Source organism: Pelatocladus sp., assembly GCF_059505505.1.
This window is the reverse complement of record NZ_JCACKS010000217.1, coordinates 16,318-31,627: the sequence shown is the minus strand read 5'-3', so window position 1 is coordinate 31,627 and position 15,310 is coordinate 16,318. Positions and strand designations below refer to the sequence as shown.

The following is a 15,310-nucleotide window of genomic DNA, read 5'->3' as shown; positions in this document are numbered from 1 at the left end:
TCAACACTTCTCTTGCAAAATTAGTTAATGGTCAATAGTCAACAGTCAATGGTCAATGGTCAATGGTCAATAGTCAACAGTCAATGGTAAAAGATTAATAACCAATCCCCAATCCCCGATCCCCGATCCCCAATCCCCGATCCCCAATCTCTAATCATGACGTAGTTAAGGAGAAATACGAAATGCTGGCAAATGTCCTAGCACTGACAGTCGGTCTTGGTAGTATAGCTATTTACTTAGCAGCTTTCTTTTTCCCAGAAATTCACCGTAAAAATGATTTTATCTGGAGTGGTGTAGGACTGTTTTACGCGTTGATGTTATGGGTGTTTGCACCACGTATTACCGGAGGTCTTTTACTAGGTCATATTGCTAGTGTGGCGCTCTTAGTTTGGTTTGGTTGGCAAACACTTTCATTACGTCGTCAATTAGCACCTTCTGCACAACAAACTCCTGTACCTAGTACCGAAGTAGTGCAAAATACGATTCAGCAACAGGTTACTAAATTATCGCTTCCCCAACGCTTAGGGCAGATACAGAGTAGTATCGGTGGGATTTTCTCTGGTGCAAAAAATCGTGTTCAAGAGACTGTGAGCAAAAAGACACCAGAAATCCCTCAACCTACAGAAAAATCAACGGTTGAAATTGTCGATAATCGTACTGTCACAGATGAACCAACATCAGAAACAAGCACAACTTTAGAAAAACCTACAGATACATCTGTGACTACTGATACTGAAGCCACAACCGAAACAGCAGAAGCAATTCCACCCCATCCTCCATCACCTGAATTGGTAGAAGCTGCTAAAGAAGCTGCTGCTCAAGCAGAAGAAGTGACAGAAAAATTAGAAAATATTCCTGTTGAAGAAATTGCTCCTGATGCTGAACTTGCGCCACCAGCAGAAGCCCAAACTGAGCAAACACCACCCAATAATCAGGCTGGTTAGTTCAATAAACTGGACAAAGCTCAATACGGTTCGGATAAGACAAATTGATTAACATTTAAATCCAGTACCAGACGCGATATATCGCGTCTGGTACAATCCCAAAATTATGACGAAAAATCCTTAATCGAACCGTATTGGGACAAAGCTACGTTCGCGATCATGATGGAGATGCGAGCAAGGTCGCATCTCCGCTTATTTAAAAAATTTGATATCTAACTCTTTTTCCGAAACCTGTAAAATAATAATCCTATTAAAAATAACGCGATTAATAATATAAATAAATTACCCCATTGGATGACAATACCAAACCCTTGTTTGGTGTTATACCAACGGAAAAACCAGAGTATTTCTGTACCAACTACGAAAGAAGGGACTTCCAAAATTTTCATAATTGGTATCAGCAAAAATCCTAAACAAACTAATAATAGAAAAACTTTTAAACTGGTATTTAACCAAGTTATTGTTAAATAATGAGGTCTACGTTGTTCAGTTCTACGAAAAGGAAGTTTCTGTAAACTCACACTAGATGGAGCATAAATTGCCATACCTTCTGCACGATCTTCAATTTTGATTGACTGCGGACAGCGTAAAAGTTGCGCCACCATCCAAATATCGCCAATTGCACCTGCTGTGTTAAATACTATGACCCAAGCTAACCAATAAGCTTGAGGAAAAATTGCTAACAATATCAAACACACCACATCTATTACTACTAGCGGTGCCAGTGCAATGAGAATATATTTATTACGCTTGAAACGATCTCCTGGTGAAGTGGCATACGCTAAAGGTAACAAATACTTAATCTTAAAACCATAACGCGGTGAACCACCAAAAGCAGCAAAAGTAATTCCATGTACCAATTCATGGACAACGATAGTTCCGAAGGTCATAGCAGCAAACTTGCAAATATGAAAATTACTGACCGGATAGATAGAGGTGAACTTTCAATACTGAAATTTAATGATTGTCCGTGAATTGTTTGATAAAACCAACTCACCGCAGCTCCTGATATTATCAATAGCAATGTACCTAACACAGTCCAAATCAAAGATATCTCTGGAGTTAGGCGAAATATATAGACAGGTTCATTATTGGTAGCGCTATTCATGATTAATATATCTTGCGATTCATCATTTTGAAGCTAAAATCGTCAAAAGTATTTATTGACTATAGGGGTTCTCATTTGAATCAAATACACCGCCATGAACAATGTAAAGACGTTACATGTAACGTCTGGGCGCAGCGTATTGCACACAACCGAGAAGCGCTATATAAGTATTTAAGCTATCGGTTAATTGTGGAATTCTAGAGTAGATAACAAGAAAGTCTGGGAAAAGCCAATTTGTGAAAGTATGAGCGGAGTTTTACTTTTCAGTTTTTGGCTAGAAATTTTAGTTTCTATGTAGTATGTTTAACAGACCTCTTGCAAAAGTCGAATGAACCCCCCTCAATCCCCCCGTGAACGGGGGGAAGATTTAGTTCCCTCCCCGTTTACGCTTAGGGTTAGGGTGGGGTAAAAATATTTTTGCAAGAGGTCTAATGTTCTAACGACACAACTTAGTGTTGTAACGACACAACTTAGTGTCCTAACGACAGCAACTTGTGTCCTAACGACAGCAACTTGTGTCCTAACGACAGCAACTTGTGTCCTAACGAAATCAAAAATTTTGATTGAAATTGCGTAATTGCAGAGCAAACTCGTGTATTCATAAATTAAGTAGAATGCACATCAGCAAAGTAGCACATGGAACCTTTCACTACTGCTGCGATCGCAATTGGCTCTGTAGTCGCCACCAAGGCGTTAGAGAAGACGGGGGAAAATAGCCGTTCTGGGCATGTGGATTCTATAATTATTGGAACATCATTTGCTGCTAATTCAGGCATGAAACTGTGACAGAAACTGGAAGTTATAAAGATACTGTAAACTTACCCAAAACTAAATTTGATATGCGGGCAAACGCTAGCAAGCGCGAACCCGAAATTCAAAAATTTTGGGCAGAAAATAAAGTCTACGATCGCCTATCTCAAAACAATCCCGGCGAATTATTTATACTGCATGATGGGCCTCCCTATGCAAACGGCTCTCTGCATATTGGTCATGCTTTAAATAAAATTCTCAAAGATATTATTAATCGCTACCAACTTTTACGTGGTCGTAAAGTTCGTTATGTACCTGGTTGGGACTGTCACGGTTTGCCAATTGAGTTAAAAGTTTTACAAAACATGAAAGCCGCCGAACGGCAAAACTTGACACCTTTACAACTACGACGAAAAGCGAAAGAATTTGCTTTAAATGCTGTCAACGAACAGCGCAATAGTTTCAAACGCTACGGTGTTTGGGGTGATTGGGAACATCCATATTTAACATTGACGCCAGAATACGAAGCCGCACAAATTGGTGTATTCGGAGAAATGGTGTTAAAAGGTTACATTTATCGTGGTTTGAAACCAGTACACTGGAGTCCCAGTTCTCAAACAGCTTTGGCAGAAGCAGAATTAGAATATCCAGAGGGTCACACTTCTCGCAGTATCTACGCTGCTTTTGGGGTGACGAGTTTATCGGAGGCGAGTAAATCTAAACTATCAGAATTTCTACCAAAATTAAGTGTAGCAATTTGGACAACGACACCATGGACAATTCCTGGTAACTTAGCTGTAGCATTGAACCCGGAACTAAATTACGCAGTCGTAGAAGTGACTGGACTTCAGGAAAATTCAGGGTTTAAATACTTAATTGTTGCTGCGGATTTAGTAGAACGCCTTTCTGCCACACTGGAAACTCCGTTAACAGTAAAAACCACAATTCAAGGGAAAGATTTAGAACATTCCACCTATCGTCATCCTTTATATGACCGTGAAAGCCCAATTGTAATTGGTGGCGATTATGTAACCACTGAGTCTGGTACTGGCTTAGTCCACACTGCACCTGGTCACGGTCAAGAAGACTACATTGTCGGTCAGCGTTATGGTCTACCTGTCTTAGCGCCAGTTGATGACAATGGTAACTTTACCGACGAAGCAGGACAATTTGCTGGATTGAACGTGCTTGGTGATGGAAACCAGGCGGTAATTGATGCTTTGAGCGCTGCTGGTTCTTTGTTGAAAGAGGAACCTTACCTGCATAAATACCCCTATGACTGGCGGACAAAGAAACCAACAATTTTCCGCGCCACAGAACAGTGGTTTGCTTCAGTAGAAGGATTCCGCGAAGAAGCACTCAAAGCGATCGCTTCTGCAAAATGGATTCCCGCCCAAGGTGAAAATAGAATCACACCGATGGTTGCAGATCGTTCTGACTGGTGTATCTCCCGTCAGCGCAGTTGGGGTGTACCAATTCCGGTATTTTACGACGAAGCCAACGGTGAACCATTGCTAAACGAGGAAACCATCGCCCACGTGCAAGCAATTATTGCCGAAAAAGGTTCTGATGCTTGGTGGGAATTATCAGTTGAGGAATTGCTACCAGAACCATATCACAATAATGGGCGCACCTACCGTAAAGGTACAGATACGATGGACGTGTGGTTTGATTCTGGCTCATCTTGGGCAGCTGTACTCAAACAGCGTCCAGAATTACGCTATCCTGCGGATGTATACTTAGAAGGCTCAGACCAGCATCGGGGTTGGTTCCAATCGAGTTTGCTTACTAGTGTCGCGGTTAACAACTGTGCGCCATATAAAACCGTGTTGACACATGGCTTTACCCTCGACGAACAAGGGCGGAAAATGAGTAAGTCCCTGGGAAATGTCGTTGATCCAAATATGGTAATTGAGGGAGGTAAAGACCAGAAAAAAGATCCTGCTTACGGTGCTGATGTATTGCGATTGTGGGTGTCATCGGTAGATTACACTTCTGATCAGCGCTTGGGTAGCAATATCATCAAACAACTGGTTGATATCCGTAACAAAATTCGTAACACGGCCAAAAATCTACTGGGTAATTTACATGATTTTGACCCAGAAACAGATGCTGTACCCTATGAGCAATTACCGCAGCTAGATAAATACATGCTGCACCGGATGACGGAAGTTTTCCAAGAAGTGACAGAAGCTTTTGATAGCTTCCAATTCTTCCGCTTTTTCCAAACAGTGCAGAACTTCTGCGTGGTGGATTTATCCAATTTTTATATGGATATCGCCAAAGATAGGTTGTACATCAGTAACAATAATGCTTTGCGCCGTCGCAGTTGTCAGACAGTGTATTGGTATGCACTGGAAAATTTAGCTAAGGCGATCGCACCTGTATTATCTCACTTAGCTGAGGATATCTGGCAATATCTTCCCTACAAAACTCCCCATAAATCAGTGTTTGAATCTGGTTGGGTACAGTTGCAGCAAAACTGGCATAATCCAGAACTAGCAGCTTTTTGGCAACAACTGCGTGATATTCGCCTTGATGTCAATAAGGTGTTGGAACAAGCTAGGGTGGAAAAAATGATTGGTTCCTCCCTAGAAGCGAAAATTTTGCTTTACATCAGTGATGCACAATTATTGAGTGCCATCAAATCACTAGAGGCTAGTAACAGCAACAGTGTAGACGAACTCCGCTACTTATTCATTACCTCCCAAGTGGAATTAGCGGATACACCAGAAAAACTGCAAGGTTCAAAGTATAACTTGCAAGCTGATAAGTGGAGAATTGGTGTACTAGAAGCAGAAGGGGAAAAATGCGATCGCTGCTGGAATTACTCTACTCATGTGGGAGAAAATGCAGCACATCCGTTGATTTGTGAACGGTGTGTTGCTGCATTAGCAGCAGAGTTTTAAGTAGGAGGCACAAATCAGGTTATAAGGATGTAGAGGGTAGACACTTTAGGGTACTTGATATCTTGCGTCAGCTTTTCATCCCGCCAATAAATAAATTTATAGGCTAATAGCTAAAGTCAGATAAATCTGACTAGGACAGTGTTTGAGTATCCCGCCTAGAACTAAAGTTCCAGGCTCATAGCGAAAGTCCACTCAAGTGGACTGGAACAAACTTTTTTTTGAGTCCTCTTCAGAGGACTTGCGCTATGAGACTCGGAATTTATTCCGAGGCGGTACAGATGCGCTCAACCTAGATTTGTGTGTACACCGTAGCCTTTGCAAGGGGAGGGTTAGGGAGGGGTAATTCGAGAACTGGTAGCAATTCGATAACTTGTGTGTACACCGTAGCCGTAAACGCTTAGGGTTAGGGTGGGGTAAAAATATTTTTGCAAGAGGTCTACTTACTATTGGCTAATGACTAAGACGTAAAATCGCTACATTAGAAGATGAAGAAAGAAAATCACAATTAACCCATATAGAGCGGGTGTTCACGTAAAACCATGAGTGTAAACGCCATTATTACAGATAATCCTTTATTAAAAGGTTCTGGTTTGCCTGACTTTGCAAACATTAAACCAGAACATGTGGTGCCAGCGTTTAATCAGTTACTGGCAGAATTAGAACAAGAATTAACCAACTTGGAAGCTGATGTTGAGCTTAGTTGGAGTGGTTTAGTAGAACCTTTAGAAAAAATCACAGAACGTCTGAGTTGGAGTTGGGGTGTTGTCAACCATTTAATGGGTGTGAAAAATAGCCCCCAACTGCGGGAAGCTTTTGAAACTGTGCAGCCTCATGTGGTGCAGTTTTCTAATAAGCTTGGTCAAAGTCAACCAATTTACAATGCTTTTAAAGCCGTTGGTGCGAGTGATGCTTGGAATGGTTTTGACTCGGCCCAACAGCGCATTGTCCAAGCTGCGATCCGTGATGCAGAACTTTCTGGCGTGGGTTTACAAGGTGAAGTACGCGATCGCTTTAATAATATCCAAATGGAGTTAGCGGAACTCTCTACTAAATTCTCTAATCATGTTTTGGATGCAACTAAAGCTTTTAGCTTGACGCTGACAAAGAAAGAAGAAGTAGACGGTTTACCGCCTAGTTTACTGAGTTTAGCCGCACAAGCTGCACGAGATGCGGGATCACAAAATGCTACTCCTGAAAATGGCCCTTGGCGCATCACTTTGGATTTTCCCAGTTACTATCCTTTTATGCAATACAGCACTCGCGGGGATTTGCGGGAGGTGCTTTACAAAGCTTATGTCAGCCGTGCTGCTGAGGGAGAGTTGGATAATAATCCCATCATTGAGCGCATTTTAAAATTGCGTCAAGAATTAGCAGAGTTACTTGACTACAAGACTTATGCAGAAGTTAGTTTAGCAAGTAAAATGGCTCCTAATGTCGAGGCTGTAGAAAAGCTGTTGGAGGAACTGCGCGGTGCTAGCTATGATGCTGCTGTCAAGGAGTTAGAAGAATTAAAAGCTTTTGCTGCAAGTAAGGGAGTTGCTCAAACCAATGATTTAAAACATTGGGATATGGCGTTTTGGGCTGAACGTCAGCGAGAAGAAAAGTTTGCTTTTACCGCCGAAGAATTGCGTCCCTATTTTCCTCTTCCCCAAGTGTTGAATGGCTTGTTTGGATTGGTGAAAAGACTATTTAGTGTGAGTGTGACTTCTGCTGATGGTCAAGCACCAGTTTGGCATGAGGATGTGCGATATTTCCAAATTGCTGATGAAACGGGTAAAGCGATCGCCTATTTTTATTTAGATCCCTACAGTCGTCCTGCGGAAAAGCGCGGTGGTGCTTGGATGGATATCTGTATTAATCGGGGTAAAGTCACGGAAAATGGTGTAAGTCAGACTCGCTTACCTGTGGCATATTTGGTGTGTAACCAGACACCACCTGTTGATGGTAAGCCTAGTCTGATGACTTTCTCGGAAGTAGAGACTTTATTCCATGAGTTCGGTCATGGTTTACATCACATGCTGACGAAGGTAGATTATACTTCAGCAGCGGGTATTAATAATGTCGAATGGGATGCGGTGGAATTACCTAGCCAGTTTATGGAAAACTGGTGCTATGACAGAGCTACTTTATTTGGCATGGCTAGGCATTACGAAACAGGCGAACTTTTGCCAGAACATTATTATCAAAAGCTATTAGCAGCCAAAAATTACATGAGTGGTAGCGCGACGTTGCGTCAACTCCACTTTAGCCTGTTGGATATCGAACTACATCACCGTTACCATCCTGGTGGTGGTGAAACTCCTAAAAATGTACGCGATCGTATTGCCAAAACAACTACTGTCATACCTCCGTTACCAGAAGATTCATTCTTGTGTGCTTTTGGACATATTTTCGGAGGTGGATACGCCGCAGGTTATTACAGCTATAAATGGGCAGAAGTACTGAGTGCAGATGCTTTTGCTGCTTTTGAAGAAGTTGGTTTAGAAGACGAACAAGCTGTAAAAACTACAGGTAAACGCTACCGTGATACGGTTTTAGCACTCGGTGGTAGCAAACATCCTATGGAAGTGTTTAAATCTTTTCGGGGTCGCGAACCTAGTACTGAAGCCTTGCTGAGGCACAATGGTTTAATCGCTGCTTAGTTTGTAGTCAGCACCAAGCGTGCTTAATTGAGCGCTTTAGCGCTCATTACAAACCAGCAGGATTACTTATGGTAAACTGTGGATTAGGAACGAGGATAAGTTAATTACGTCTGAGTGTGGGTGGATACGGTCTTCGGTGAGACAGTTGTAAATTTTTAACTTGAATGTATCGCCCAAATTATCTCAAAATAAGCCTGTCTTTGCTTTTAAAATTACTTCTGTGTGGTTTACCTTCGGTAGCTTTCACACAGACAATTGCTAAACCACAAACTTCAAGTAAACCAAATCAGGTTAACAACCGCAATCAGCAAAGTGGAAGTGTCCAAGTCAAGGTTCCAACCAAGAGTCTTCCCGGACGTCGGGAAAATGGTAGTACACGTAGAGGTGGCTGTATTTTTGGCGAGCAACCACTTTTAGTCTTATTGTTACCATCAACTAATCTAGGATTGACAACTGCTGCGTATCCCAAGTTTTTCTGGTATATACCTGACAATACGGCTCAAACGATGCTATTTTCTCTCCACACAGTAGATGAAAAGTTGCGTCCACGTAATTTGGTATATCAAACTAATTTTAAACCCAGCAGTAAAGCTACTATCACAAGTTTAACTTTACCTAATAATGATCAAGTTCAGCCTTTGACAATCAATCAAACCTATCAGTGGTCTGTCTCGATAGTTTGCGATATACAAGACCCTTCTCCCCGCTCTGTAATTAGTGTACACGGCTGGGTGCAGCGAGTTGCTATCAAGAATAATGTAGCTAACAGATTAAAGCGATCAACTTCAAGAGAACGTCTTTCTGTCTACGCTGAACAAGGTTTATGGTTTGATTTACTCTCAACAGTAGTGGAGTTACGCGCCTGTAGCCAATCGGACACCAAAGTTTCTGATATTTGGACAAGTTTATTACAGCAGATAGAGTTAGATTACTTAGCTAAACAGCCTTTGCGTCAACAATGTCCCCCACGTTAAGTTGTAAGAGACGAAAAGTTTCATGTAATGCTTATGGTAATATCTCAACAACCATCAGAACAGTTTCTAACTTTGGAAGAGTCAGCAAAAGTAGATGCAGCTTTATTATCTTCCTCAGAAAAGTTTTTATCGCGATTGACTATTTCATCATTAAAACTTTTGAAGCATATCGCCCAAGAGTACAATGTTGCTATTGAAGATTTGACAACAGAGCAAGTAATTGACTGGTTTGAAAAAGATGGTAAACTTAGGCGAGAAAAGGGTGTAGAAGCAGCTTATTTAAAATGGTAAATAGTTATTGGTTATTAGTTAACTACTACTTACTAATACCAATTCTCTGTAAAGCTGCACATTATTTTAACCCCACCCACCCCTCTGGGGGGTGGGTGGGGTTCTTTCTATGCATCTTTGTATGGAAATGGTATAACTTTAAAACTTAACTACTAACCACTAACCTTACCTGTAGCTTGTCTGATTGCGAGGATTACGAGCGCCAACAACCGCTCCAATCATAGCAGCAATTAAACCTAGTAAAGAGCCAAAAACAAACCACCATAAGCCAGAACGTATATTTGCTGCAACTTCACGAGCTTGTTGAGCGGTAAGGTTGGGTAAGTTTTGTGGTACAGCTACACCACCTGGTTGCTGAATTTGGTTAATCACTTCTCCTGCATTATAAGCAGCAATACCAAAAGCGCCTGATACACCACTAGCCAGTAACCAAGAACTAACTGCTAAAGTTGTAGCCCAGAGAATCGCACCGTTGAGGAGAGCTGTATTGCGGTTCATAGGGCCACAGGCGCGGGTTGTCACCCAACCACCAGTAAAAAGGGAGATTAACAAAGCTATAGTTGACCAAATACCAACATTACCAGCAATATTAGGCGCTATGGTTCTTGGTCTACCTGAAGCTTCAATGCTACCTGCTCCAAGCGCACCAATAATCGCGCTTAAAATTAATTGAGTGGCGATCGCAATTAGTAAGCCAGAAATAATCGGCCCCCAACGAACGCGGTCATGGTAATCAACTACTGGAGTCACTCCAACAGGTTCATTAATAACTTCACCAGTGCCACGATTTACGTAAGACATAAATTAATTTCTCCTGATTAATTTTTTAATTTTTCTTCTGATATTTTGTTAGTTATCTCCAAATTAAATTCTTATCTATACTTTTTCATATCTATCAACAGAAAGAGTTAATATATCTACCTTGAGTATTAGGTTTTGTTAACAGTAAGGCGTGTGATATTTTGTGTTTTTTTGTAATAAAAAATCACAATAATGACAGCAAATTTGGATGACAAAATACGTTAATTTGGATTAAAAAATGTAAACTAATATATAGTTTTTTCTTTCTACAACTGTTATCAAGTATCTATACTAGTTTTCCATAATAAATAGCTTGGCAATCACAGATGGAGAATATATATGATTAGAAATTTCAGATGTGACTTTTTAGAGGTTGTTTGAAAAGTAATTGGGCTGTAACTTTTCTAACGCATCTTCACAGCAGTACCTGTAGCTGTGATTAATAGTAATACTCCTGACTGATCAACATTGATTGTACCTGTATCAATTTCAATACCAATAACTGCATCTGCACCTAAACGTAATGCTCGTTGCTCTAATTCTGCCAGTGCTTTGTGTTGACCTTCTTCAAATAAGCGCTCGTAGCTACCAGTGCGTCCACCAATAATATCTCGCAAACCTGCAAAGAAATCTCGTAGAAAATTGCTTCCGTAAACGACTTCGGCTGTCACAATACCCAAATATGATTGGATAATTGCTCCTTGAATCACGTCAGTTGTAGTTAAAATCATAAGTAATTGCACAAAATTAAATTCATTTGTAGAGGTAGGGAACAGGAAACTCTTAGAGGATGTTTGAAAAGTCCTGCTGTCGGTAGTAAAACGTTGTATATCCCCCTAAATCCCCCTTAAAAAGAGGGATTTTTTAGTTCAGTTTCCCCCCTTTTCAAGCAGTGCTATGGGCAATATACAGGTGCTTAAAATCACAATAGACCACTTTTCAAACAACCTCTTAGTCCCTCACCCTAAAATCCTTATAGGTAAGATGAAAATATGATTTTTATTACATTCATTCATACATACCTACTTATACCCCTTTTCAAGATAATTCTATTGTCTGCTTTATCAATTTGGCTCGTCATGCCCCAATAGTTAGAATTTTGAGTTTAAAATTAGAATTTTGTATTATTTATAACCAATAATTCAAGTATTGCGATGATTGGCTATTGATTGCTGCTAATATTTATAATTATCAAAGCAGATGCTATAAATTAGCTATCGACCAAAAAAGCAAAAACGAGAAATCTTATGAATATTTGGTAAAAAATAAGCATATGGAGTTTGCAAAAGAAAAGATTTTTGTTTTAATGGACAAACAATCAGAGAAAATCTGTTCAATTGGCACAAACTTTCAGGTTGTTTGCTGTGTACAAAGGAACTTCATTGTTATTTAGTGTTCTTTTAATAGGAAGCATTGCTACAATAATGCCTTCAGTGACTCAGGCTCAGGTATTAATAGTACAGCGCCAAAGCACTCAAGAGGTAAAAGACCTGTTAGAACAAGGACGCAGATTAGTAGAGACAGGCGATTATAGTGGTGCGATCGCTGTATACCAACAAGCAGCAAACCTAGAGCCAAAAAACCCTTCTATCTATTCTGGCATAGGTTATCTGTATGCTTTACAAGGAAATTTCTCCGCCGCATTAACTGCTTATCGTCGGGCTGTTGCTCTTGATCCCAATAATAGTGATTATCAATATGCTTTAGGTTATATCAGTGGTAACTTAGGTGATAATAACGGAGCGAAAAACGCTTATCGTAAATCAATACAGATAAACCGTGGTAATGTCAATGCCTATATAGGTTTAGGCACTGTTTTAGTACGATTGGGAGACTATAATAGTGCTCAATGGGCTTATGAAGAAGCAGTGCAACTTGCTCCCAAAAATCCCCAAGTTTATGAGTTACGGGGGACAATGTTAAAAAAACAAGGTAAAGCCAAAGAAGCGATCGCTATTTTTAGAAAAGCGCGTGATTTGTACGAACAACAGGGTAAGTATGAAAGCGTTACTAGAATGGAAGCTACTCTACGCGAATTAGGCGTGTAATATTAATTTAATTGATGTCCAGTTAGTTCTACAAAAATATCTTCTAAGATAGACTTACCATAATCGTTCACAGGGCGATCGCACAAATATTCCACTTCTTCCATATAATGCGTTGTTAGCATCGCGTTAACTTTTATTAACACTATTTATTTATAATTGTGGAGTGAGCAATGCCCACCGTGCAAAAGCAGGTGTTAAATAGTCGCTTACTGTGCAGTCGCCCTAATTACTTGGCGATTTTCCCTATTTTTACCAGCAGAGTAAAAGCTTTTTGTCAATTATCCATAAGAGTGATTTGTATCACTGAAATTCACTGGTAAAAAATGTCAATCTAACTCTGAGTCATAAAAACGTATTTAGGGGTGAAAATGCTACATATACAATATAAGCAAAAGTTACTACATACTTTACAGGTAGGTAAATGTCAGGCAAAAATATACGAACTAGAAAACAGGCTTGGCTTTGATATTTTCCTGTATAAGGAAGGCAAGATATTCCTCAAATTTTGGCTACCGACAGAAGAACAAGCATTAGATGATGCTAAAAGCGAACTGGAATTTTGGGCTGATGAAAAAATATCGCAATTCAGTGTTGCTAAACTACGATTTCTATATCAACAATTTGCTAGCGATCGCCCTTCAGGTGGTGAGATTAGCGAGTTTCTAAATTGGCTTGAATCAAAAAAATAAGCAGTACTCCAAAATACTGATTTTTTTACATAATGTTGTCTTGAAAATATTTACTAAGTTCCTTTGTGATACCATTTCACAAAAAATCTGATACAAATACAGACCCTGTAGAGACGCGATATATCGCGTCTCTACAAAATTTATGTGTATCGTGATTAACGTGAAATGGTATGACTTGGTGGTGAAAATTTTTGAACCACTAAGGTCCCAAGACACAAAGAATTTTTATCTCTTTTGGTGTATAAAGGAAGTTTATTAAATGGATATGGGTGGACTGTTTGTCCACCCTAATTTTAAACTCTGGGATAAGTATCTTATGGGAGCATCCCAATTTTTGAAAAAACAAGAGCGATGTTCGCCCTGCGCGGACTAATTCTAGCCTGCGTAGGCAGGTTTTGTCTGTATAGCCCCAGACTTCCAGTCTGCTGGGATTTTAAACATTTGGGATGTTCTCTATCTTACTCGTTCCAAAGTCTGATAAACATTTTTAACAGCCAGCCAATTACTAGCAATAGGCATTCTCCAACCAGTACCAAAAGCGCGATCTGTAATTTTTAATCCTGGGGGTGCTTGTCGCCGCTTGAATTCTGCCCTAGCTACCATCTTGATCACTTTATCAACAATGGCTACATCGTGTCCAGCGCTGACAATTTGGGCGGGTGACTGGTGATCTTGAATCAGGCGTTGCAAGATATCGTCAAGGATATCGTAGGGTGGTAGAGAATCTTGGTCAACCTGACCAGGTTTAAGTTCAGCGCTGGGTGCTTTGGTAAGGACGTTGTGAGGAATAATTTTGCTGTTGCGGTTTAACCAGAGACATAGTGCATAAATGCGGGTTTTGGGAACATCGGCTATGACTGCTAAACCACCATTCATATCACCGTAAAGAGTGCAGTAACCAACAGCCATTTCTGATTTGTTACCTGTTGAGAGGAGAAGATGACCAAATTTATTCGAGATAGCCATCAATAAGTTACCCCGAATTCGAGATTGAATATTTTCTTCTGCTAGTCCAAACTCATGATCAGCAAATAAATCTGCAAAGGTTTTGTCATATACTTGCATTAAATCACCGATGGGCAATGTATTAGTTTTAATACCAAGGTTCGCTGCCAATGCCAAAGCATCAGTGATGGAATGCTTAGAACTGTGGGGAGAAGGCATGAGAACACCGAGGACATTTTCTTTACCAAGTGCTGCTGTTGCGATCGCAGCCACAACAGAAGAATCAATTCCACCACTTAAACCCAGAACTACTTTATTAAAACCACATTTACGGACATAATCTCGCACACCTAAAACTAAAGCTTGCCAGATTTCTTCTTCCTCACATTCACAATTAGGCGCAATCAAACCTAACTTTAAATCCCGTGCTTCTTGATCAAATTCAATAATTGATAAATCAGTTTCAAATCCACGCGATCGACAAATAATTTCACCCTGACGATTTAACGCAAAACTTCTACCATCAAAAATTAAATCATCATTACCACCCACTTGGTTAGCATAAATAATCGGTTGGCGAAAACGTACTGCACTGTGACTTAGCATGGCTTCGCGAAACCTTTGTTTGCTGAGGGTGTAAGGTGAAGCGGACAAATTCACAATCAAATCCACACCCAAAATTGCTAAATCAGCAATCGGGTTGACAGTGTAACTACGTTTGCCCCAAAATTCTTCATCGTTCCACAAATCTTCGCAAACAGTGACACCAATATTGATATTATCGAGAGTGAAATAATTCGCTTGCAAACCTGGTTCAAAATAGCGGTGTTCGTCAAAGACATCATAACTAGGTAAAAGGCGCTTGTAAAAAATTTGTTTGACCTTACCCGCTTCCAACCAAGCAATGCTATTAAATAAACTTTTACCACCAGTTTTTTTTGCTTGGAAATTTTCTTCTACAGTTCCGACTAATACTGCTAATTTTGGTGGTAAATCTCTAGCTAATTGTCGCAAGGTAATACCCATTGCTTCAATAAAACTGGGATTTAATAATAAATCTCGTGGAGGATAGCCACACAAAGACAGTTCCGGTGTTAACAATAAACGCACGCCTTTTGCTACTGCTTGTTGTGCAGCCTCAAGGATTTTTTGAGCATTTTTTGGTAAATCACCAATGGTAGGATTGAGTTGAGCGATCGCAATTTTCAT

13 protein-coding genes are annotated in these 15,310 nt (G+C 40.2%); 8 read left to right on the top strand and 5 right to left on the bottom strand.

Features of this window, described 5'->3' with window-relative positions; translation table 11 throughout:
* Nucleotides 1-182: 182 nt before the first annotated feature.
* Nucleotides 183-944, top strand: coding sequence for a Ycf66 family protein (locus AC5JMK_RS19445; protein WP_096675452.1), 762 nt, complete (start codon nucleotides 183-185; stop codon nucleotides 942-944).
* Nucleotides 945-1,156: 212 nt separating this feature from the next.
* Here AC5JMK_RS19445 and AC5JMK_RS19440 read toward each other — a convergent pair whose 3' ends face one another.
* Together AC5JMK_RS19440 and AC5JMK_RS19435 are read right to left on the bottom strand one after the other, a co-directional pair.
* Nucleotides 1,157-1,834, bottom strand: coding sequence for a DUF3267 domain-containing protein (locus tag AC5JMK_RS19440; protein WP_495910837.1), 678 nt, complete (start codon nucleotides 1,832-1,834; stop codon nucleotides 1,157-1,159).
* Nucleotides 1,831-2,052 (bottom strand): hypothetical protein, encoded by a 222-nt coding sequence (locus AC5JMK_RS19435; RefSeq protein ID WP_495910836.1) that lies wholly within the window; start codon nucleotides 2,050-2,052, stop codon nucleotides 1,831-1,833. Before AC5JMK_RS19435 ends, AC5JMK_RS19440 begins: the two co-directional genes overlap by 4 nt.
* A gap of 636 nt (nucleotides 2,053-2,688) precedes the next feature.
* Here AC5JMK_RS19435 and AC5JMK_RS19430 point away from each other — a divergent pair.
* The 5 genes from AC5JMK_RS19430 (at nucleotide 2,689) to AC5JMK_RS19410 (ending at nucleotide 9,618) form a co-directional block, all read left to right on the top strand.
* Complete coding sequence (locus AC5JMK_RS19430; protein WP_495910835.1) at nucleotides 2,689-2,838, top strand: hypothetical protein; 150 nt, start codon at nucleotides 2,689-2,691, stop codon at nucleotides 2,836-2,838.
* Nucleotides 2,835-5,711, top strand: coding sequence for an isoleucine--tRNA ligase (gene ileS, locus AC5JMK_RS19425; RefSeq protein WP_495910834.1), 2,877 nt, complete (start codon nucleotides 2,835-2,837; stop codon nucleotides 5,709-5,711). Before AC5JMK_RS19430 ends, ileS begins: the two co-directional genes overlap by 4 nt.
* 539 nt (nucleotides 5,712-6,250) lie before the next feature.
* Nucleotides 6,251-8,353: a M3 family metallopeptidase gene (locus tag AC5JMK_RS19420; RefSeq protein ID WP_096675450.1), complete on the top strand. Its 2,103-nt coding sequence runs from the start codon at nucleotides 6,251-6,253 to the stop codon at nucleotides 8,351-8,353.
* Nucleotides 8,354-8,553: 200 nt separating this feature from the next.
* A complete protein-coding gene (locus AC5JMK_RS19415) occupies nucleotides 8,554-9,327 on the top strand; it encodes a DUF928 domain-containing protein (protein ID WP_495910833.1) in 774 nt (257 codons plus the stop codon).
* A 33-nt stretch (nucleotides 9,328-9,360) separates the two neighbouring features.
* A complete protein-coding gene (locus AC5JMK_RS19410) occupies nucleotides 9,361-9,618 on the top strand; it encodes an NDH complex assembly factor CRR9 (protein WP_495910832.1) in 258 nt (85 codons plus the stop codon).
* A 165-nt stretch (nucleotides 9,619-9,783) separates the two neighbouring features.
* On the opposite strand, the gene AC5JMK_RS19405 is transcribed toward AC5JMK_RS19410, so the two are convergent.
* Both AC5JMK_RS19405 and AC5JMK_RS19400 read right to left on the bottom strand, forming a co-directional pair.
* Complete coding sequence (locus AC5JMK_RS19405; protein ID WP_096675447.1) at nucleotides 9,784-10,419, bottom strand: hypothetical protein; 636 nt, start codon at nucleotides 10,417-10,419, stop codon at nucleotides 9,784-9,786.
* A 404-nt stretch (nucleotides 10,420-10,823) separates the two neighbouring features.
* The gene (locus tag AC5JMK_RS19400) at nucleotides 10,824-11,150 is read right to left on the bottom strand and encodes a YbjQ family protein (RefSeq protein WP_096675446.1); all 327 of its coding nucleotides are present in this window, start codon (nucleotides 11,148-11,150) and stop codon (nucleotides 10,824-10,826) included.
* Nucleotides 11,151-11,843: 693 nt separating this feature from the next.
* On the opposite strand from AC5JMK_RS19400, the gene AC5JMK_RS19395 reads away from it, so the two are divergent.
* A complete protein-coding gene (locus tag AC5JMK_RS19395) occupies nucleotides 11,844-12,467 on the top strand; it encodes a tetratricopeptide repeat protein (RefSeq protein ID WP_495910831.1) in 624 nt (207 codons plus the stop codon).
* A gap of 368 nt (nucleotides 12,468-12,835) precedes the next feature.
* The gene (locus AC5JMK_RS19390; RefSeq protein WP_096675444.1) at nucleotides 12,836-13,156 is read left to right on the top strand and encodes a hypothetical protein; all 321 of its coding nucleotides are present in this window, start codon (nucleotides 12,836-12,838) and stop codon (nucleotides 13,154-13,156) included.
* 453 nt (nucleotides 13,157-13,609) lie between these two features.
* Here the strand turns inward: AC5JMK_RS19390 and AC5JMK_RS19385 are convergent, their stop codons facing one another.
* Nucleotides 13,610-15,310, bottom strand: a complete 1,701-nt coding sequence (locus AC5JMK_RS19385) for an NAD+ synthase (RefSeq protein WP_495910842.1) — start codon at nucleotides 15,308-15,310, stop codon at nucleotides 13,610-13,612.